The organism is Knoellia sp. AC549 (assembly GCF_979258975.1).
This window is the reverse complement of sequence record NZ_OZ409890.1, coordinates 941,256-961,142: the sequence shown is the minus strand read 5'-3', so window position 1 is coordinate 961,142 and position 19,887 is coordinate 941,256. Positions and strand designations below refer to the sequence as shown.

Here is a 19,887-nt window from a genome sequence, read left to right as displayed (position 1 = left end):
GAAACTCACGGTGAGAATCGGGGGAATTGGGTGGGGAACGCACGGGTGAGTCGGTCGTTCAGTGGCCCTTGCGCAGGGCGGGGGTTCCGGCGGCCACCGTTGCCGGGTGGACGAAGAGCGGCAGCAGCCGCCGTGAAGCCGGCGTGCGCAGCGCCTTGACCGCGGCCAGGTGCGCCTCGCAGCGCACGACCAGCTCGTCGTACGCGCCCTGGCCCATCAGCTCGACGAGCTCGGCGCGGTTGCTCCGATAGACCGGCTCCGCCCCCACGTGCGCGTCGGGGTTGCCCGAGCAGTACCAGTCGAGGTCGTGCCCGCCCGGGCCCCAGCCCCGGCGGTCATACTCACCGATCGACACCTCGAGGTAGCTCGTGTCGTCGGGGTGCTCGACGGTGCGGAAGGTCCGCCGGATCGGCAGCTGCCAGCAGACGTCGGGCTTCTGGGTGTGTGGCGGCTTGCCGGTGAGGACGGCGTGCTGGTGGAGGGCGCACCCGGCGCCGGCCGGGAAGCCGGGGCGGTTGAGGAAGATGCAGGCGCCGTCGACGACCTTGGTCTTGCGGGCGTCGTCCTCGCGCTCGGTCCACGCCGAGATCTTGGTGGGGTTCTTGCGGTCGGGTCGCAGCTGCCACTCGTCCTCGCCCAGCTCGGCGACGACGGCGGCGACCCGCGCCAGGTCGTCGTCGTCGGAGAAGTGCGCGCCGAGGGTGCAGCACCCGTCGTCGGGGCGGTCGGCATAGATGCCCTCACAGCCCGACCCGAAGATGCAGGTCCACCGCGACGTGAGCCAGGTGAGGTCGCAGCGGAAGCGCTGCCCGGAGTCGGAGGGATCGGGGAACTCCACCCAGGTCCGGGGGATGTCGAGCGGAGTCTCAGCCACCCGGTCACCCTATGCCGGTGACGCCGACTACCGTTGCACCATGCGGCTCGGGGTCATCGATGTGGGTTCCAACACCGTGCATCTCCTCGTCGTCGACGCCCACACGGGGGCCCAGCCGCTCCCCACGAGCTCCCACAAGCGAGAGCTCCGCCTCTCCGAGCACGTCAAGGACACGGGGGAGATCGACGACGCGGGGCGGGAGCAGCTGGCCGACTTCGTCGCGGAGTGCCTCACGGTCGCCGAGGACCAGGGCGCCGAGGACCTCATGGGCTTCGTCACGAGCGCGATCCGCGAGGCCCCCAACGGCGACGAGGTGCTCGCCGCCGTCAAGGAACGCACCGGCATCGTCCTCGACGTGCTCTCGGGCGAGGACGAGGCGCGGTTGACCTTCCTCGCGGCGCGCCGGTGGTTCGGCTGGTCGGCCGGGACCCTGCTCGTCGCCGACATCGGTGGGGGGTCCCTCGAGATCGCCCAGGGAGTGGACGAGGATCCCGACGTCGCCATCTCACTGCCCCTCGGGGCCGGGCGCGTCACCCGCGACCACCTGCTCGGCGACCCTCCCGGGGTCGAGGCCGTCCGCGCCGCCCGCAAGCACGTGCGGGCCACCATCGCCCGCGAGCTGCGCCCCCTCACCAAGGCGACCACGCCGGACCGCGTCGTCGGAACCTCCAAGACGATGCGTTCCCTCGCCCGAATCACGGGAGCCGCCCCGAGCTCGGAGGGCATGTATGCCGCCCGCTCCCTCGAGCGTGCCGCTCTCGACGCGATCCTGCCCAAGATCGCCAAAATGACTGCGGCACAGCGCAGCTCACTCCCGGGAGTCTCCGCGTCGCGGGCCCATCAGCTCCTCGCGGGCGGGATCGTGGCGTCCGCCACGATGGACCTCCTCGGTGTCGACCGCCTCGAGATCTGCCCGTGGGCACTGCGCGAGGGCATCATCCTGCGCAGGCTCGACGGCATGCACTGATGGACGCCCTCGACGCGGTGGACATCCCGGACATCCCGGTCGCCCTCTCCACGGCGTCGGTCTATCCCGAGAACTGCGCCGCAGCCTTCCAGCACGCAGCGCGTCTGGGCTACGACGCCGTCGAGGTGATGGTCTGGACCGACCCGGTGACCCAGGAGGCGGGCGCACTCCGCGCACTGTCCGAGCTCCACGGCATACCCATCGTCTCCATCCACGCGCCCACCCTGCTCATCAGCCAGCGGATCTTCGGAGTCGATGCCTGGGGCAAGGTCGACCGGTCGCTGGAGCTGGCGCACGAGGTGGGTGCGGAGACGGTGGTGCTGCACCCGCCCTTCCGCTGGCAGAAGGACTACGCCCGCGACTTCACCGACGGCATCGCGACGCGCGAGCACGACTCGGGCATCACGCTGGCCGTCGAGAACATGTTCCCGTGGCGGGTGGGTGGTCGAGAGATCGAGGCCTACCTCCCGCACTGGGACCCGGTGCCGCAGCCCTACGACCACGTGACGCTCGACCTGTCCCACACCGCGACCGCGGGTTCGGACGCCCTGGCGATGGTCAAGGCGCTGGGCCCCCGCCTCGCCCATCTGCACCTCGCCGACGGGCTCGGGTCCATGAGGGACGAGCACCTGGTGCCGGGACGAGGGTCCCAACCCTGCGCAGAGGTGCTGGATGTGTTGGTGCACAGCGGTTTTGGTGGCGCCGTCGTCGTCGAGGTGTCGACTCGCCGACTGTCCGTGAGCCAGCGTGAGATCGCCCTGGCCGAGTCCTTGGCGTTCTGTCGGCTCCACCTCGCCTCGGCCCTCGCCGTCGACACGGAGGACGAGGGTGTTGACGACGGGGGTGCGTCGTGAGTCCCCGGGGTCGTCGGCCCGGAGGCGAGGACACTCGCGCAGCGATCATCGATGCGGCGCGGTCCGAGTTCGCGCAGCGTGGCTACGACGGCACGTCGCTGCGGGGTGTCGCGCGTGAGGCCGGGGTCGACCCCAAGCTCGTGCACCACTACTTCGACGGCAAGACCGAGCTCTTCGCCGAGGTCATGGCCTTCCCCGCCAACCCGGCCGTCCTCGTCGAACAGATCGCTGCGGCCCCTCGGTCAGAGCTCGGCGAGACGCTCGCCCGGGCCTTCCTCACCGCATGGGACTCGCCCGAGGGCCGGGAGCGTTTTGCGGCGATGTTCGCCGCCGCTGCCGCTCACGAGGAGCACGCCCGGATGGTGCGTGAGTTCGTCGGTCGGGAGGTCCTCCGCCGGGTCGTGGAGACGATGCAGCCACGAGATGGCGTGGCGCCTCCGTCGGGGGAGTCGCTCGAGCTGAGGGTGGCGCTCGGCGCCGCCCAGCTCGTGGGCATGGGGATGCTGCGCTACGTCGTCAAGGTGCCTGCGGTCGCTGACGCCACGATGGAGGAGATCGTCGCGGTCCTCGGCCCGACCCTCCAGTGGCACCTCGTCCCCACGAGCCGCTGAGCCTGCTCAACGACCGCACTGCTCAGTCCACCCTGCCCGACTCCGGGGGTTGAGCCGGTCGCCCCCGTGGGTCTAAATTCATCACATGATGAAAAACGAGAGCACCGACGCCGTCGTCGTGGAGCAGCTGCGGGTCGTCCGCGGTGACCGCGACGTCCTGCCCGGCCTCAGCCTCGTCGTGCCCGCCGGACAGGTCGTCGGCCTCCTCGGCCCCAGTGGTGGGGGCAAGTCGACCCTCATGCGCGCCATCGTCGGCGTGCAGCGGGTCGCCTCCGGCACCGTCACCGTGCTCGGCGAGCCGGCCGGCAGTCCCGGGCTGCGCCATCGCGTCGGCTACGTCACCCAGTCGCCGAGCGTCTACGCCGACCTCTCGGTGCGCCACAACCTCGCCTACTTCGCCAAGGTCCTCGGCGCGCAGCCGGGCGCGGTCGACCGCGCCATCGAGTCGGTCGACCTCACCAGCCACGCGGACGCCTCGGTCGGCAACCTCTCCGGTGGGCAGCGCTCGCGCGTCTCCCTCGCCGCCGCGCTCGTCGGCGACCCCGAGCTGCTCGTCCTCGACGAGCCGACCGTCGGCCTCGACCCCGTGCTCCGGCGTGACCTCTGGGACCTCTTCCGCCGACTCGCCCACGAGGAGGGGCGCACCCTGCTCGTCTCGAGCCACGTCATGGACGAGGCCACGCGCTGTGACCGGCTGCTGCTCCTGCGCGAGGGCGAGATCCTGAGCGACTCCACGCTGCCCGAGCTGCTCGACCACACGGGGACCACCGACGCCGAGCAGGCGTTCCTGGCACTCGTCGACCGGGCGAGCGGACGCGCGCCGGACGCGCGACCGGACAATCCGGCATACACAGGTCGGCACGAGACCGGAGACCGCCCATGAACCCGAGCATCACCCTCGCCACCGCCGCACGCATCCTGCGCCAGCTGCGGGCCGACCACCGGACCATCGCGATGATGCTCGTCGTGCCGTGCGTCCTCGTCGGTTTGCTCGCCTGGATCTTCGACGGCACGCCGGTCTTCGACCGCACCGGCGCCGCGCTCCTGGGGGTCTTCCCGTTCGTCGTGATGTTCATCGTCACCAGCGTTGCGACCCTGCGCGAGCGCACGTCGGGCACGTTGGAGCGACTCCTCACCACCCCGCTCGGCAAGGGCGACTTCATGCTCGGCTATGCCCTCGCCTTCGGAGTCATGGCTGTCGTGCAGGCCGTCGTGGCAACCGGATTCGCGGTGTGGGTCTGCGGTCTCGACGTCGCCGGCCCCACGTGGCTGCTCGTCGTCGTGGCGGTCTGCGATGCGCTCCTCGGCACGGCCCTCGGCCTGCTCGTGAGCGGCTTCGCGTCCACGGAGTTCCAGGCCGTGCAGTTCATGCCGGCGTTCGTCCTCCCGCAGTTCCTGCTCTGTGGGCTCCTCGTGCCGCGGGACTCGCTGCCGTCGGTCCTGTCCGCGATCTCGGACTTCCTCCCCCTCTCGTATGCCGTGGACGCGATGCGCACGATCGCTGCGGTTCCCGACCCGTTGGCTGACGTCTCGAGCGACCTCGCAGTCATCGTCGGCGCCATCGTTCTGGCCCTCGCCCTCGGCAGCCTCACCCTGCGCCGCCGCACGCCGTGAGGCGAAAGCGCGAAGGTGAGCGGACGGCATACCCGTCTCGAGCACTCCCGCGCAGCGGATAACCTGACGCTCGTGGATGCCTCTGACCTGCTCCGATCCAGCCTTCTGCACCTGTCCGACTCCTCTCTCGTGCGCACCACGATCGAGAAGGCGCCGGTGAGCCGCTCCGTCGTGCAGCGCTATGTGCCCGGCACCGACGTCGCCGACGCCGTGGGCGCCGCGGCCGAGCTGCGCGCGACGAACCGGATGGTGACGATCGACTACCTCGGCGAGGACACGCTGGACGCCGGTCAGGCCGCGCACACCGTCGACACCTATGTCGGCCTTCTCCGGGCGCTCAAGGCTCGCGACCTGTCGCAGTTCGGAGCGGCCGAGGTCAGCGTCAAGCTCAGCGCCGTGGGCCAGGCGCTCCCGCAGGACGGCGAGCAGATCGCCCTCGACAACGCGCGCCGTATCTGCGAGATCGCCAAGGACGCCGACACGACGGTCACGCTCGACATGGAGGACCACACGACCACCGACTCGACGCTGTCGATCCTCGCCGAGCTGCGCCAGGACTTCCCCGACACCGGCGCCGTGGTCCAGTCCTACCTCCACCGCACCGAGTCCGACTGCCGCGACCTCGCCACTGCGGGCAGTCGGGTCCGCCTCTGCAAGGGCGCCTACAAGGAGCCGGCCTCCGTCGCCTACCAGGACGCGCAGGACGTCGACCTGTCGTATGTGCGCTGCCTCAAGGTGCTCATGGCCGGGGACGGCTACCCGATGATCGCGAGCCACGACCCGCGGCTCATCGACATCGCCCGGGCGCTCGCCAGCCGGCACGGCCGCGAACCCGACTCCTACGAGTTCCAGATGCTCTACGGCATCCGCCCCGACGAGCAGACCCGGATTGCCGACCGCGGGCACCAGATGCGCGTCTACGTGCCGTTCGGCGAGGAGTGGTACGGCTACCTCATGCGCCGGATGGCCGAGCGCCCCGCCAACCTCCAGTTCTTCCTGCGCAGTCTCGTCACCAAGGGCTGACGCAGCGCGAGGGCTGAAGCCCCGGCTCGACCCGGCTTTGTCCCGCTCCACCCGAGTTGCCAACTCGGGTGGAGCGCCCCTTTATCGGGTCACCCGATAATGCGGCGGCGTGGAGGGATGAGGTCGGGCATAGTCTCGCGCCATGGGAACGGTTGCGATCTTCGGTGCTGGTGTCATGGGCGAGACCCTGCTCTCGGGACTGCTGCGTGCCGGACGACCAGCGGAGGAGCTCGTCATCACCGAGCGCCGGCCCGAGCGTGCTGTCGAGCTGACCGACAAGTACGGCGTCCGCGCGCTGAGCAACGTCGAGGCCGCGGCCGAGGCCGAGACGCTCGTCCTCGTCGTCAAGCCGCAGGACATGGCCGCGCTCCTCGAGGAGATCGGCCCGCACGTCGCCGAGGCCAACCTCGTCGTCAGTCTCGCGGCCGGCATCACCACCGACTTCATCGAGAGCCACCTGCCCGAGGGCCGCTCCGTCGTGCGCGTCATGCCCAACACCCCGGCTCTCGTCGACGAGGGCATGGCCGCCGTGAGCGCCGGCCGGCACTGCCAGCCCGACCAGCTCGAGCACGCCCGCAGCCTGCTCGCCGCGACCGGCAAGGTCACCGAGGTGCCCGAGAAGCTCCAGGACGCGGTCACCGCGATGTCCGGGAGCGGACCGGCATACATCTTCTATGTCGTCGAAGCCATGATCGAGGCCGGTGTCGTGCTCGGTATGCCGCGTGCCACCGCTACCGAGCTCGTCACCCAGACGCTCTACGGCGCGGCGACGATGCTGCGCGAGACCGGGCAGCACCCCACCGTGCTGCGCGAGCAGGTCACCTCACCCGGCGGCACGACCGCGGCCGCGCTGCGTGTCCTGGACGACCACAAGGTCCGCGCCGCCTTCGTCAGCGCCATCGAGGCTGCCGCGGTCCGCTCCAAGGAGCTGTCCGGTGGCTGACCCGGGCGGCGCCGCGCGCGTCGTCCCGGTCACCGAGGACAACTGGCGCACCTATCGCGACGTGCGGCTCGCCTCGCTCCTCGACACCCCCCGAGCCTTCGCCAACACGTATGCCGTGAGCGCGGCCTACCCGGAGGAGTCCTGGATCGCTCGGCTCAGCTCGATGCGGGTCTGGCTCGCGATGGCCGACGACCGTCCGGTCGGCACGATCGCGATCTGGCACAGCAGCGAGCAGCCCGACGACGAGATCTATCTCATCGGCATGTGGGTGTCCGCGTCCGTCCGGGGGCGCGGCGTCGGCGACCTCCTCGTCACCACCGCGCTCGACGCCGCAGGTCAGGAGGGGTACGTGAGTGTCCACCTCGACGTCGCCGAGGAGAACGAGGCCGCCAGGCGCCTCTACGAGCGACACGGATTCACCCCCACCGGCGCGACCTGGGACAACCCCCTCTACGGCGGGATCCGGGAGATCGGGTATGCCGTGAGGGTGGACCCGGTTTGCCGCCCCCCGGTGCCGTCAGCGACAGTTGACGCATGAGCGAGATCAGCGTGCGCCCTCTGGGCGAAGAGGACTGGCAGCAGTACCGCGACGCCCGGCTGACCGCTCTGCGGGAGTCCCCCGAGGCCTTCGCGGCCACCGTCGAGGAGGAGGAGGCCTTCGACGAGGACCTCTGGCGCCTGCGCATGAAGCGCTCTGCCCGCCTCCTCGCGGAGCGCGAGAACGGCACCCTCGGCATCGTCAGCGTCGGGCGCTCGAGCGATGAGAACCCCAAGACCTCCGAGCTGTTCGGCCTGTGGGTGCGGCCGGAGGCTCGGGGGAGCGGCGTGGCCTCCGCCCTCGTGCGCGCCGGCGCCAGGCTGGCCCGCGAGCAGGGCCAGACCCAGCTCGCCTACTGGGTCGGCAGCGACAACGGTCGCGCCGTGGCCTTCGCCAGCGGCTTCGGGTTCCGCCCCACCGCCGAGCGGCGGCCCATGCGGGTCAAGAGCGAGGACGACGAGGACGAGGTGGCCATGGTCCTCGCGCTCGGCGGCGACCGCGGGGCCGTGCCCCACGACTTCTGAAGCGCGCTCCGTCTTTCGTTGCGCTGTCGCAGTCGTCGCGAACGGGGTATGCCGTTCGCCGCAGTCCCATCCGCGCTGCGCGCGCTGAACGCACTCCGCGCTCCCGCCAGGCCCAGCCAGCGGCGAACGGCACACCCCGTTCGCTCCTCAGGTTCCGATCGCTCGAGTTGAGGATCCCTGCGGACTTCAGTGGTGCTCACCCTTGTCGGCGCTTTTCCGCTTTCGCGCTCATCGGCTCGGTGGGTCAGGGAGGGTCAGGGGCGGGCGGCGAGGCGTTCCAGGAGCTCGGTCGGGCCACTGACGATGAGCGTGTCGTGAGCCGAGACCTTCGTCGTTGGCACGGCATACGTGAAGTCCTGTCCGGGGGCCTTCACGCCCACGATCGTGACGCCGTACTTGCTGCGCAGCTTGCTCTGCTCGAGGGTGAAGCCGACGGCCTCGGCCGGTGGCCGCATCTTGACGATGGCGAACCCGTCGTCGAACTCGATGTAGTCCTGGAAGCTTGCCGCCCACGAGGTGGGCGACGCGTCGGCCGGTGTCGGCCTCGGGGCGGACGATGTGCTGGACGCCGATGCGGTCGAGGATGCGGGCGTGCTCGGGCGACATCGCCTTGGCCCAGATGTCGGGGATGCCGGCGTCGACGAGGTTGGCCGACGCGAGGACGGAGGCCTCGAGCGAGGAACCCACCCCGACGATGGCGATCCTGAAGCGCGAGGCCTTGGCCTCGCGGATCACCCCGACGTCGCTGGCGTCACCGTGGATGATCGAGCTGATCCGGCCGAGGAACTTCTCGGCGAGGAACCCGTCCTTCTCGATGGCGACGACCCGGTGTCCGAGGCGGCGCAGCTCGAGGGCGGCGGCACCACCGAATCGACCCAGCCCGACGACCAGGACGTCGAGATCGCTGTTCTTGGCGCCCAAGGCTTCCTCCTGCTGGTGACTGACATGACGACTGACCTGAAGCTGACGTGCGACGCCAGTGCCGGCGAGGTCGCGTCGTCAGGTGGACGTTCGGGTCGAGGCTAACCCTCATCCGTGGTCTGCCGGGTAGCGTGCCCGACATGGCTCATCGCACGCGCCTCGTCTGGGACGACGGGTTCACGGCATACAACTTCGGGCCCTCCCATCCGATGGGGCCCTCGCGGCTCGCCCTCACGACCCGGCTGCTCGACTCCCTCGGGGTCCTCGCGCAGACCGAGGTCATCAGTCCCGGCGTCGCGAGTGACGACCTGCTCGCCACCGTGCACGACCGCGACTACATCGCGGCGGTGCGTGAGGCGTCGGCCGATCCCGACGGCGCCGACCTGCGGCGTGGGCTCGGCACCGAGGACGACCCGGCCTTTGCGGGCATGCACGAGGCGAGTGCCCGCATCGTCCAGGGCACGGTCGACGTCTGCGCTGCCGTGTGGAGCGGCGAGGTCGACCACGGGGTCAACTACTGTGGGGGCCTCCACCACGCGATGGCCACGCATGCTGCCGGCTTCTGCATCTACAACGACATCGCCGTAGGGATCCAGCACCTCCTCGACAGCGGCGCCGAGCGCGTGGCCTACGTCGACATCGACGTCCACCACGGCGACGGTGTGGAGCGGATCTTCTGGAACGACCCGCGCGTCCTCACCGTGTCGGTGCACGAGTCCGGGCGCGCCCTCTTCCCGGGCACGGGGTGGCCGGGTGACATCGGGGGCCCCGACGCCCGGGGGACCGCGGTCAACGTGGCGCTGCCGCCGGGCACGGGCGACGCCGACTGGCTGAGGGCGATCGAGTCGGTCGTGCCGCACGTCGTCGAGGCGTTCGATCCGCAGATCCTCGTGACCCAGCACGGTTGTGACAGCCATCGTCAGGACCCGCTCGCCCACTTCAGCATCTCCCTCGATGCACAGCGTCGGGCCCACGAGTGCCTCCACCGGCTCGCCCACGACCACGCCGACGGCAAGTGGGTCGCGCTCGGGGGTGGAGGCTATGAGCTCGTCGACGTCGTGCCCCGGTCCTGGGCCCACCTCACCGCCATCGCCGCCCACGTGCCCGTCCCGGCCGCGGACCCGGTCCCGACCGATTGGCTGGACCACGTGCGTGAGACGTTCGGTCGAGAGGGCCCCACGACCATGGGCGACCTGGCCGAGCAGGACCTCCCGATCTGGGTGCGTCCGTGGGGGATGGGGCACAACCCCGACCGCCCCGGGGACGCCGCCATCCTGGCGACGCGTCAAGCTGTCTTCCCGCTCCATGGCCTCGACCCATGGTTCGACTGACCGAGATTTCTCCCCACTTGGCAGCGTGTCGACTGGACGTGGCAAACATTCCGCTCCAACGACTTCCCCAATCGTCACACCAGCCCCTATGGTTGCTTCTTGCAGCACGTAGATGACCGCCGACGGGGAAGTCGGCGATGCGAGCCTGCAGAAGATCGAGGTAGCGATGTCTCAGGAACGCTTTGCCGAGGTGCGGTTTCTCACCGTTGCCGAGGTGGCCTCGATCATGCGTGTGTCCAAGATGACCGTCTATCGCATGGTGCATGGAGGCGAGCTCCCCGCCGTGCGCGTGGGGCGGTCCTTCCGGGTTCCCGAGGACGAGGTGCAGAAGTACCTCCGGGAGTCCTACATGGGCACCGCGTGAACGAGTCGAACGACAACGCCGAAGGCCGGACCGTCGAGGTCCGGCCTTCGGCGTCTCGTGCTCAGGGCGGGCCCCGTTTGGGCGCTCGGGTCACGCGCCGGTAGGGTTGCTCCTCGACACACGCGCGCCGGTCGGCCGCGCAGGCCGATCAGCAGCTGCTGGTCCACCGTCGTTCGATTCTCTCCAATCAGCAAGGACTGCTCATGGGTTCAGTGATCAAGAAGCGCCGCAAGCGCATGGCGAAGAAGAAGCACCGCAAGTTGCTTCGCAAGACGCGCCACCAGCGCCGCAACAAGAAGTGACGCGTCCCTGACGTGTGGAATCGGCCCTCGCCCTCCGGCGGGGGCCGTTCCGTATTCGTAGGGGTATGCCGTCCGCCCGCGGCCGTCCGCCCGTCCAGCAGGTGGCCCGTATGGGTGACCGGCCTCTCCGGCACTCCCGTCACGCCTCGGCGGGAAGTAGGGTCGAGCCTTCAAGACCGCGATCCGTTGAGTGAGCCGAAGAGGGGGCTGTGCCCGTGGGCAAAGTAGTACTCGTGACGGGGGTGTCCCGCCACCTCGGGGGAGTCCTCGCACGGCGACTCGCGGCGGACCCGTCGGTCGACAAGGTCATCGGTGTCGACGTCATCCCGCCACCACGCGACATCGGCGGTGCCGAGTTCATCCGCGCCGACATCCGCAACCCGATGATCGGCAAGGTCATCGCCCAGGGTGACGTCGACACGGTCGTCCACGCCAACGTCATCGCCACGCCGACCTTCGCCGGAGGACGCACTCCGCAGAAGGAGATCAACGTCATCGGCACCATGCAGCTCCTGGCTGCCTGCCAGAAGGCGTCGTCGGTCAAGCGCCTCGTCGTGAAGTCGACCGCGGCGGTCTACGGCTCGACCCCCCGCGACCCGGCCATGTTCACCGAGGAGATGAGCGCCAAGCGGCTGCCGTCCTCCGGCTTCGGCAAGGACTCTATCGAGGTCGAGGGCTATGTGCGTGGCTTCGCGCGTCGCCGGCCCGACGCCGAGATCCTCACGCTGCGCTTCGCCAACATCATCGGTCCGCGCATCCGGACCTCGATCACCGACTACTTCAACCTGCCGGTCATCCCCGTCCCCTTCGGCTACGACGCCCGACTCCAGTTCTTCCACGAGGACGACGCCATCGCCGCCCTGGCCCGTGGCGTCACCGGTTCGGCCACCGGCGTCGTGAACCTCGCCGGTGACGGGGTCCTCACCGTGCTCCAGGCCGCCTCGCTCGTGCGACGCCCGGTCGTCCTCGTGCCCATGGCCGCCGCCGGCACCATCGGCGGGCTGGGCAAGCGCTTCGGGCTCGTGGACTTCAACGCGGACCAGATGACCTTCCTCGCCTTCGGCCGGGGGATGGACACCACCGCCATGCGGAAGTCCTTCGGCTTCCAACCGTCGTTCTCCACGCGAGCAGCCTTCGAGGACTTCGCGCGGACCGTCACGCCGATCTATCCCTCGATCGACGCGGTCTCGGGTGCAGTGGGCGGGCTCGTCGGTGCGGCACAACAGGTCCTGGGTCGGCCCGCGCGAGGAAGTCACTGATGGCGACGAAGAAGAGCACCAAGGCTGTCCCGAGGACGACCGGGGCCAAGGCACCAGCATCCGCTGCCGGCACCTCGAAGAAGAAGGCGTCGTCGCTGGCTGCCGGAGCCGCCCGTGCCTCCGGTGAGCGCGCCCGCCGACGCGCGACGCCGTTGCTGTCTGCGCAGGTCGAGCCGGTCACCGCCCCCACAGCGACCCGTGCTCCGAGGACCGCGACGCGCAAGACCACTTCCACTACTGCAGCTCCCTCCAAGACCCCGTCCAGTCAGGCGTCCGATGCCACCGAGCAGCGCGCCGCCCACCGCCCGCGCCCGACCGTCAGTGCCAAGCCCAGCCCCAAGGCGTCGAAGCAGGCCGGCACCCGCGGCCAGAGCCCACGCGCGAAGCGTGCGGCAGACGACGCCGCGCGCCGGCACCTGCGGGTGGCGGTGCCTGCGGAGCCGGTGACGCGCGCATTCGATCCGACGGCCACGCAGACCGACATGGCCCTCCCCGTGCCCGGCGTCGAGGAGCTGCTCAGCGCGTCGATCGCCGCCATGCGCATCGCCGCCCAGGGCGCGGGTCTCTCGCCCGACGAGATCGAGCGCCGGATCGCGGCGACGCTGGCCTTCGTGCGGCGCCGGATCGAGGGTGACTACACGGTCGACGAGTTCGGCTACGACGAGCACTTTGCCGAGAATGTCATCTTCCCGATGCTGCGGCCCATCTATCGCAGCTGGTTCCGGGTCGAGGTGCGCGGCCTCGAGAACATCCCGGCGGAGGGCGGGGCGCTCATCGTGAGCAACCACTCCGGGACCATCGCCATCGACTCGCTCATGGTGGCGCAGGCCATCCACGACGAGCACCCGCAGCACCGTGTCATGCGCGGCCTCGGTGCTGACCTCGTCTTCCAGACACCGTTCCTCGGTGCGTTCGCGCGTCGTGGTGGGTCCACCCTCGCCGCCAAGGAGGACGTCGAACGGCTCTTTGCCAAGGGTGAGCTCGTCGGTGTCTTCCCCGAGGGGTTCAAGGGTGTGGGCAAGCCGTTCAAGGAGCGCTACAAGCTGCAGCGCTTCGGTCGAGGCGGGTTCGTCTCGGCCGCGCTGGAGGCCGGCGTGCCGATCATCCCGACCTCCGTCGTCGGCGCCGAGGAGATCGCGCCGATGATCGGCAACATGAAGACCGTCGCGCGCCTTCTCGGTCTGCCCTACGCGCCGATCACGCCGACCTTCCCCCTGCTCGGCCCTCTCGGCCTCATCCCCCTGCCGAGCAAGTGGATCATCGAGTTCGGTGCCCCCATCGAGACCGCCAGCCACGGCTCGGCCGCGGCCGATGACCCGATGCTCGTCTTCGACCTCACCGACCAGGTGCGCGAGACGATCCAGCAGACGCTCTACTCGCTGCTCATGCAGCGACGTTCCGTCTTCTTCTGACAGGCGATCCACGTATGCCGTCCACCCCCGACCCGCAGCCCCCTCAGGGAAGTGCCCCCCGCATCACCCTGATCGCCAAACCCGGCTGCCACCTCTGCGAAGACGCCCGAGCCATCATCGCGAGAGTCGCCGAAGACCTGGGGGAGTCCTTCGAGGAGCTCAACGTCCTCGAGCGCCCGGACCTGATGGAGAAGTACGCCGAGGAGATTCCCGTGACCTTCGTCGACGGCAAGCAGCACGACTTCTGGCGCGTAGACGAAGCCCGCCTGCGAACTGCCCTGACCCAACCCAAGCGGTAGGCGACCCGAGGCGCCGAGCGGAGCGTGGGTGTGCCGTTCGCCGCCGGCTGGGCCTGGCGGGAGCGCTACGCGACCGGGGCGGAACGCACGTATGTCGTCGGCCGCTGGCTGGGTCTGGCGGGAGCGCGAAGCGCGCTCAGCGCGCGAGCGCGGATGGGACTGCGGCGAACGGCATACGTGCGTGAAGCGCAAAGCGCGACGCAACCGCACGGCATACCTGACTGAGAAACGGGGTAAAGCAGGTGCAAGCGGTTACGCCGGTGGCTTGTACCAGAACGGGGTGGGTGGCTTGTCTCGGGGTCACCTTGCGACTTTGTGCATCGCTTCACAAGTGCGTACGCTGACAGGGCACCACCACACCTTCCAGACAGGAGTCGAAGGCCACGTGTCCGCTGACGTCGCAGCCCGCCGGGGTATCCCCGACGCGTCCGTGGCTCGACTTCCGGGATACCTGCAGGCCCTCACCAACCTCGCGGAGCGCGGCATCAGCTCGGTCAGCTCCGAGGAGCTCGCGGCAGCCGCGGGAGTGAGCTCGGCCAAGCTGCGCAAGGACCTCTCCCACCTCGGCTCCTACGGAGTGCGTGGGGTCGGCTACGAGGTCGACCGGCTCGCCTACGAGATCTCGACCGCACTCGGGCTGACCCAGGACTGGCCGGTGGCCATCGTCGGGATGGGCAACCTCGGCCGGGCGCTCGCGGCCTACAGCGGCTTCGCCACGCGCGGGTTCAACGTCGTCGCACTGCTCGACCGCGACGACAGCCTGGTGGGCACCTCGGTCGGGAAGCGCCGGGTCCGGCCCATGGGAGACCTCGATGCCCTCGTGCGTGAGGACCGGCTCGCGATCGGGGTCATCGCGACCCCGGCCGACTCGGCGCAGGACGTGGCCGATCGCCTCGTCGCCGCCGGCGTGCGCTCCATCCTCAACTTCGCACCGTGCGTGCTCGACGTCCCGGACGACGTCATGGTGCGCAAGGTCGACATGTCGACCGAGCTGCAGATCCTCGCCTTCCACGAGCAGCGCCGCACCGGCGAGCTCGACCTCGCCGAGCAGTCCGTCGTCGGGGAGGTGGCCCTGTGAGCCTGATCGTTCTGGGTCTCTCGCACCACGGCGCCCCGATCGAGCTGCTCGAGGCCGCCGTCCTCGACCAGGGCGCTCGCGGGCGACTCGAGGCAGCGATCGTCTCGTCCGAGCACGTCGTCGAGGCCGTCGTCGTCTCGACGTGCAACCGCACCGAGGTGTATGCCGAGGGGCTGACCTTCCACGGCGCGCTCGCCGACGTGTCCGAGGCGCTCGCCGCCGCCACGGGTGTGCCCCTGACGGATCTCCAGCCGCACCTCTACGTGCACTACGAGGACCGTGGCATCGCGCACGCGTTCTCCGTCGCGGCCGGCCTCGACTCGATGGCGGTCGGCGAGGCGCAGATCCTCGGTCAGCTCCGTGACTCGCTGACCCGCGCCCAGCGTCGGGGCCACGTCGGTCCGGCGCTCAACACGTTGCTGCAGCAGGCCCTTCGCGTGGGCAAGCGCGTCCACACCGAGACGGCCATCGACGACGTGAGCCGATCGCTCGTGGGGGCCGGTCTCGCCGCCGCCGCCGAGGTCGTGGGTCCGATCGCCGGAGCCCGTGTGCTCGTCATCGGCGCCGGCGGCATGGGCGCACTCGCCGCGACCACGGTGAGCCAGGCCGGCGTCAGCTCGGTCACGATCGCCAACCGTGGGCTGGTGCGGGCCGAGCGCCTGGCCAGCCGGGTGGGCGGGCGCGCGCTGGCGTGGGAGTCGCGCCTCGACGGGCTCGCCGACGCCGACATCGTCATCTCCAGCACCGGCGCCACGGGCGTCGTCGTCACCGCCGGCGACGTGGAGGCGGCCGCCGTGGTCCGGGCGGGTCGCCCCCAGGTCTTCGTCGACCTCGGCCTGCCCCACGACGTCGACCTCGCGGTCGCCGACCTCGACAGAGTCACGCGCATCGGCCTCGCCGAGCTCGGCGAGATGCTCAGGCACACGGGCGACGTCCCGCAGGTGCAGGAGGCGCGCGACATCGTCACGGGCGAGGTCGCGGCATACCTCACCGAACGCTCCGCCGAGGCCGTGGCGCCCACGGTCGCGGCGCTCCGCTCGCGTGCCCAGCAGGTCGTCGACGACGAGATGACCCGGCTGTCCCGGCGCACGCCGGAGCTCGCGGACGGCGACCGCGCCGAGGTGCAGCGCACCGTCCACCGCATCGTCGAGAAACTGCTCCACGCCCCCACGGTCCGCGTCAAGGAGATGGCCCAGGCCGGTCAGGGTGGCAGCTACGCCAAGGCTCTGAGCGAGCTGTTCGACCTCGACCCCCGCGAGGTGTCGGTGGTCTCGACCCCGCCGATCCTTCCGGTGACCGACGACGAGGAGGTCGGCCGATGACGCTCCGCCTCGGAACCCGCCGCTCCGCGCTCGCCACCACCCAGTCCGCCTGGGTCGCCGACCGGCTGCGTGAGCTCGGCCACGACGTCGAGCTCGTCGAGATCACCACCGAGGGCGACCTGGACCGCACCACCCCGCTCGCCACGATGGGTGGCACGGGTGTCTTCGTGTCGGCCCTGCGCGATGCGCTCCGCGATGGTCGCGTCGACCTCGCGGTGCACTCCCTCAAGGACCTCCCCACGACACCTGAGACCGACCTCGTCGTGGCCGCGATCCCACCCCGGGAGGATCCCCGGGATGCCCTCGTCGCCCGCGACGGCCTCACCCTGGGTGAGCTCCCGACGGGGTCCACGGTCGGCACCGGGTCGCCGCGCCGCCGCGCCCAGCTCGAGGCACTCGGGCTGGGACTCGAGATCCGCGACCTGCGCGGCAACGTCGACACGCGACTGGCGCGGGTCACCAGTGGTGACCTCGACGCAGTCGTGCTCGCGCACGCGGGCCTGCGTCGCCTCGGTCGCGAGGCCGCCGTCACCGAGGTCATCGACCCCATCCAGATGCTTCCGGCCCCCGGACAGGGTGCGCTCGCCGTCGAGGTCCGTGCCGACGACACAGTCACCCGTGACGCCTTGGCCGCCCTCGACGACGCCGACACCCGTGCCTGCGTCGACGCCGAGCGGGCCGTGCTCGCCGAGCTCGAGGCCGGCTGCTCCGCACCGGTCGGTGCCCTCGCCGAGATCGTCCTCGGCGACGAGGGTGACGAGCTCTCGCTGCGCGCGGTCGTCGCCAGCCCCGATGGCTCGGGCGACCTGCGCCGCTCCGCCACGGGCAGCCCCGCCGACGCGGACGCCGTCGGCCGCGGTCTCGCCCGTCTCCTCCTCGAGGACGGCGCCGCCGACCTCGTGCCCGTCGACAGCCTCAGCAGCCTCAGCGCCTCAGCAGTGTCAACACCGACAACACCGCCAGCACCGTCCAATACCGAACGCCCCGGAGCGTGACCAGTGAGCACCACCCGCTCGATCCGACCCACCACGACCACCCGCACCCCCGCGAGGGTTGCCTTCGTCGGCGCTGGCCCCGGGGACGCCGGACTGATGACGGTGCGTGCGCTCGAGTACCTCGCCGAGGCCGACGCCGTCGTCATCGACCAGATCGCTCGTGAGGACGTCGTCGCACGGCACGCCCGCCCCGAGGTCGAGATCGTCGACGCGGGCCACGGAGAGCACGGTCAGCCGCTGACCCACGCCTCCCGGGCCAAGCTCGTCGTCAGGGCCGCCAAGGCCCACCCGCGTGGCCTCGTCGTCCGGCTCATGGACGGTGACCCGGCGACGTTCAACGGACTCGCCGAGGAGGCCGCCGCCTGCGTCAAGGCCGGCGTGCCCTTCGAGGTCGTGCCGGGCGTCAGCTCGGTCAGTGCCGTTCCGACCTACGCCGGTGTCCCGCTCACGACGAGCAGCTCGCGTGGCATCCACATCATCACGGCGGGCGAGAAGCTCAAGGACATCGCCGTGGCCATCGACCCGACGGTCACCGTCGTCGTCCTCGGCCAGCCCGACACGCTCGTCGGCACGCTCGAGGCGCTGCGTGCTGCCGGTCGCGCCGACGAGACTCCTGTCGCCATCACCGAGCGCGGCACCACCGTGCACCAGGTGACGGTCACGACGACGCTCGCCGACGTCGCCACGGCGGCCAGGTCGATGCAGTTCCCCGCCCTGGCCGTCGTCGGCGACAACGTGTCGCTGCGCGAGAACCTCTCGTGGTTCGAGACCAAGCCGCTCTTCGGCTGGAACGTCCTCGTGCCGCGCACCAAGGACCAGTCCGGTTCGATGGTGCGTCGCCTCGAGCGCTACGGCGCCCAGGCCACGTCGGTCCCCACGATCTCGGTCGAGCCGCCGCGCACCCCGCAGCAGATCGAGCGGGCGGTCAAGGGCCTCGTCACCGGCCGCTACGAGTGGGTGGGCTTCACGTCGGTCAACGCCGTGCGCGCCATCCGCGAGAAGTTCGAGGAGTTCGGGCTCGACGCCCGCTCCTTCGCCGGCCTCAAGGTCGCCGCCGTCGGTGGAGTCACGGCCGATGCCCTGCGCGACTGGGGCATCAACCCCGACCTCGTGCCCGAGGGCGAGCAGTCCGCCAAGGGCCTGCTCGACGAGTGGCCTCCCTTCGACGAGCTGCTCGACCCGATCAACCGGGTCTTCCTGCCGCGCGCCGACATCGCCACCGAGACGCTCGTCGCCGGGCTCCAGGGCATGGGCTGGGAGGTCGACGACGTCACGGCCTACCGCACCGTCCGTGCGGCCCCGCCGGCAGCGCCGATCCGGGACGCCATCAAGACTGGCAGCTTCGACGCGGTCGTCTTCACGTCGAGCTCGACCGTGCGCAACCTCGTCGGCATCGCGGGCAAGCCGCACCCCTCGACGGTCATCGCCTGCATCGGTCCGGCGACCGCCAAGACGGCCGAGGAGTGCGGACTGCGCGTCGACGTCCTCGCACCGGAGCCCTCGGCCGACGAGCTCGTCGACGCCCTCGCCGACCACGGTCGCTCCCTCGCCCTCACGGCGTCGGAGTCCGGTGAGCAGGCGGTCCGCCCGAGCCAGAAGCGGCCCACGGCCCGCCGTCGCGCCAAGTGAGCAACCCGCTGCGGCCCCAGCGTCCCCGGCGGCTCCGCCAGTCGCCGGCGGTCCGCCGCCTCGTCGCGCAGACTCGGCTGCACCCGGCCGAGCTCGTCCTGCCCGTCTTCGTGCGGGAGGGCATTGACGACCCGCAGCCGATCGAGGCGATGCCCGGCGTCGTCCAGCACACGGTGGACTCGCTCGTGGCCGAGGCGCACCGCTGCGTCGAGGCCGGGCTCGGTGGCATCATGCTCTTCGGGGTCCCGGAGTCCAAGGATGCCGTCGGATCCGGTGCCGACGCCGACGACGGCATCCTCAACGTCGGCCTGCGCGCGGTGCGTGACGCTGTCGGAGACGACCTCGTCGTCATGGCCGACCTGTGCCTCGACGAGTTCACCGACCACGGCCACTGCGGCGTCCTGGACCCGGACGGCCGGGTCGACAACGACGCCACCCTCGACCGCTACGCGTCGATGGCTCTCGCCCAGGCTCGTGCGGGGGCGCACGTCCTCGGACTGAGCGGGATGATGGACGGCCAGGTGGCCCACGTGCGCACGGCTCTCGACGAGGCCGGCTTCACCGACACGATCATCCTGGCGTATGCCGCGAAGTACACCTCCGCGCTCTACGGCCCGTTCCGCGAGGCGGTCCAGTCGTCACTCGTGGGGGACCGGGCGACCTACCAGCAGGACCCGGCCAACGCCACCGAGGCGATGCGTGAGCTCGAGCTCGACCTGGCCGAGGGCGCCGACATCGTCATGGTCAAGCCGGCCCAGACCCACCTCGACATCATCGCGCTGGCAGCCGAGAGGTCAACGGTGCCGGTCGCGGCATACCAGATCTCGGGGGAGTACTCCCAGATCAAGGCGGCTGCCGAGCGCGGTTGGATCGACGGTGACCGCGCCGTCCTCGAGTCGCTGCTGCACATCCGGCGCGCGGGCGCGCAGATCATCCTGACCTACAGCGCCCTGGACGTCGCCAACCTCATCTGAACGACTTTGTGCCCCGTTGGGCCCGTCCCAGCGCAGGTGCGGCTGCGCGGTAG

The 19,887-nt window shown here is 70.6% G+C and carries 21 protein-coding genes and 1 pseudogene; 20 read left to right on the top strand and 2 right to left on the bottom strand.

The window, feature by feature from the left end; all coding sequences use genetic code 11:
- Positions 1 to 58: 58 nt before the first annotated feature.
- Positions 59 to 874, bottom strand: coding sequence for a hypothetical protein (locus tag ACZZ98_RS04685; protein WP_463515154.1), 816 nt, complete (start codon positions 872 to 874; stop codon positions 59 to 61).
- Positions 875 to 914: 40 nt separating this feature from the next.
- On the opposite strand from ACZZ98_RS04685, the gene ACZZ98_RS04680 reads away from it, so the two are divergent.
- The 9 genes from ACZZ98_RS04680 (at position 915) to ACZZ98_RS04640 (ending at position 7,948) form a co-directional block, all read left to right on the top strand.
- The gene (locus ACZZ98_RS04680) at positions 915 to 1,841 is read left to right on the top strand and encodes a Ppx/GppA family phosphatase (RefSeq protein WP_463515153.1); all 927 of its coding nucleotides are present in this window, start codon (positions 915 to 917) and stop codon (positions 1,839 to 1,841) included.
- On the top strand, positions 1,841 to 2,695 hold the full coding sequence (locus tag ACZZ98_RS04675) for a sugar phosphate isomerase/epimerase family protein (RefSeq protein ID WP_463515152.1): 855 nt from the start codon (positions 1,841 to 1,843) through the stop codon (positions 2,693 to 2,695). Before ACZZ98_RS04680 ends, ACZZ98_RS04675 begins: the two co-directional genes overlap by 1 nt.
- Positions 2,692 to 3,306 carry a TetR/AcrR family transcriptional regulator gene (locus ACZZ98_RS04670; protein WP_463515151.1) on the top strand — a complete coding sequence of 205 codons (615 nt, stop codon included), beginning with the start codon at positions 2,692 to 2,694 and terminating at the stop codon, positions 3,304 to 3,306. The genes ACZZ98_RS04675 and ACZZ98_RS04670 overlap by 4 nt, the downstream gene beginning before the upstream one ends.
- Before the next feature lie 85 nt (positions 3,307 to 3,391).
- The gene (locus tag ACZZ98_RS04665) at positions 3,392 to 4,189 is read left to right on the top strand and encodes an ABC transporter ATP-binding protein (protein ID WP_463515150.1); all 798 of its coding nucleotides are present in this window, start codon (positions 3,392 to 3,394) and stop codon (positions 4,187 to 4,189) included.
- Positions 4,186 to 4,920, top strand: a complete 735-nt coding sequence (locus ACZZ98_RS04660) for an ABC transporter permease (protein ID WP_463515148.1) — start codon at positions 4,186 to 4,188, stop codon at positions 4,918 to 4,920. Before ACZZ98_RS04665 ends, ACZZ98_RS04660 begins: the two co-directional genes overlap by 4 nt.
- Before the next feature lie 72 nt (positions 4,921 to 4,992).
- Positions 4,993 to 5,943: a proline dehydrogenase family protein gene (locus tag ACZZ98_RS04655; RefSeq protein ID WP_463515147.1), complete on the top strand. Its 951-nt coding sequence runs from the start codon at positions 4,993 to 4,995 to the stop codon at positions 5,941 to 5,943.
- Positions 5,944 to 6,085: 142 nt separating this feature from the next.
- On the top strand, positions 6,086 to 6,886 hold the full coding sequence (proC, locus tag ACZZ98_RS04650; RefSeq protein ID WP_463515146.1) for a pyrroline-5-carboxylate reductase: 801 nt from the start codon (positions 6,086 to 6,088) through the stop codon (positions 6,884 to 6,886).
- A complete protein-coding gene (locus ACZZ98_RS04645) occupies positions 6,879 to 7,424 on the top strand; it encodes a GNAT family N-acetyltransferase (RefSeq protein ID WP_463515145.1) in 546 nt (181 codons plus the stop codon). The genes proC and ACZZ98_RS04645 overlap by 8 nt, the downstream gene beginning before the upstream one ends.
- Entirely contained in the window at positions 7,421 to 7,948 is a 528-nt protein-coding gene (locus tag ACZZ98_RS04640; protein WP_463515144.1) for a GNAT family N-acetyltransferase, read from the top strand. The genes ACZZ98_RS04645 and ACZZ98_RS04640 overlap by 4 nt, the downstream gene beginning before the upstream one ends.
- Positions 7,949 to 8,202: 254 nt before the next feature.
- Here the strand turns inward: ACZZ98_RS04640 and ACZZ98_RS04635 are convergent.
- Positions 8,203 to 8,869, bottom strand: a pseudogene (locus tag ACZZ98_RS04635) (potassium channel family protein).
- A 140-nt stretch (positions 8,870 to 9,009) separates the two neighbouring features.
- On the opposite strand from ACZZ98_RS04635, the gene ACZZ98_RS04630 reads away from it, so the two are divergent.
- The 11 genes from ACZZ98_RS04630 (at position 9,010) to hemB (ending at position 19,834) form a co-directional block, all read left to right on the top strand.
- Positions 9,010 to 10,200 carry an acetoin utilization protein AcuC gene (locus tag ACZZ98_RS04630; RefSeq protein WP_463515143.1) on the top strand — a complete coding sequence of 397 codons (1,191 nt, stop codon included), beginning with the start codon at positions 9,010 to 9,012 and terminating at the stop codon, positions 10,198 to 10,200.
- Positions 10,201 to 10,366: 166 nt separating this feature from the next.
- Positions 10,367 to 10,564, top strand: a complete 198-nt coding sequence (locus tag ACZZ98_RS04625; protein ID WP_040884494.1) for a helix-turn-helix domain-containing protein — start codon at positions 10,367 to 10,369, stop codon at positions 10,562 to 10,564.
- Positions 10,565 to 10,767: 203 nt separating this feature from the next.
- Positions 10,768 to 10,866, top strand: coding sequence for a 30S ribosomal protein bS22 (locus ACZZ98_RS04620; RefSeq protein ID WP_003792170.1), 99 nt, complete (start codon positions 10,768 to 10,770; stop codon positions 10,864 to 10,866).
- Positions 10,867 to 11,099: 233 nt separating this feature from the next.
- The gene (locus ACZZ98_RS04615; protein WP_463515142.1) at positions 11,100 to 12,125 is read left to right on the top strand and encodes an NAD-dependent epimerase/dehydratase family protein; all 1,026 of its coding nucleotides are present in this window, start codon (positions 11,100 to 11,102) and stop codon (positions 12,123 to 12,125) included.
- Positions 12,125 to 13,537 (top strand): lysophospholipid acyltransferase family protein, encoded by a 1,413-nt coding sequence (locus tag ACZZ98_RS04610; RefSeq protein ID WP_463515141.1) that lies wholly within the window; start codon positions 12,125 to 12,127, stop codon positions 13,535 to 13,537. The genes ACZZ98_RS04615 and ACZZ98_RS04610 overlap by 1 nt, the downstream gene beginning before the upstream one ends.
- Positions 13,538 to 13,551: 14 nt before the next feature.
- Positions 13,552 to 13,836 carry a glutaredoxin family protein gene (locus ACZZ98_RS04605; RefSeq protein ID WP_463515140.1) on the top strand — a complete coding sequence of 95 codons (285 nt, stop codon included), beginning with the start codon at positions 13,552 to 13,554 and terminating at the stop codon, positions 13,834 to 13,836.
- 385 nt (positions 13,837 to 14,221) lie between these two features.
- A complete protein-coding gene (locus tag ACZZ98_RS04600; RefSeq protein WP_463515139.1) occupies positions 14,222 to 14,914 on the top strand; it encodes a redox-sensing transcriptional repressor Rex in 693 nt (230 codons plus the stop codon).
- The gene (locus ACZZ98_RS04595; RefSeq protein WP_463515138.1) at positions 14,911 to 16,236 is read left to right on the top strand and encodes a glutamyl-tRNA reductase; all 1,326 of its coding nucleotides are present in this window, start codon (positions 14,911 to 14,913) and stop codon (positions 16,234 to 16,236) included. The genes ACZZ98_RS04600 and ACZZ98_RS04595 overlap by 4 nt, the downstream gene beginning before the upstream one ends.
- Positions 16,233 to 17,231, top strand: coding sequence for a hydroxymethylbilane synthase (gene hemC / locus ACZZ98_RS04590; RefSeq protein WP_463515137.1), 999 nt, complete (start codon positions 16,233 to 16,235; stop codon positions 17,229 to 17,231). Before ACZZ98_RS04595 ends, hemC begins: the two co-directional genes overlap by 4 nt.
- Before the next feature lie 3 nt (positions 17,232 to 17,234).
- Entirely contained in the window at positions 17,235 to 18,860 is a 1,626-nt protein-coding gene (locus ACZZ98_RS04585) for a bifunctional uroporphyrinogen-III C-methyltransferase/uroporphyrinogen-III synthase (RefSeq protein ID WP_463515136.1), read from the top strand.
- Positions 18,857 to 19,834 (top strand): porphobilinogen synthase, encoded by a 978-nt coding sequence (gene hemB, locus ACZZ98_RS04580; protein WP_463515135.1) that lies wholly within the window; start codon positions 18,857 to 18,859, stop codon positions 19,832 to 19,834. Before ACZZ98_RS04585 ends, hemB begins: the two co-directional genes overlap by 4 nt.
- Positions 19,835 to 19,887 lie beyond the last annotated feature (53 nt).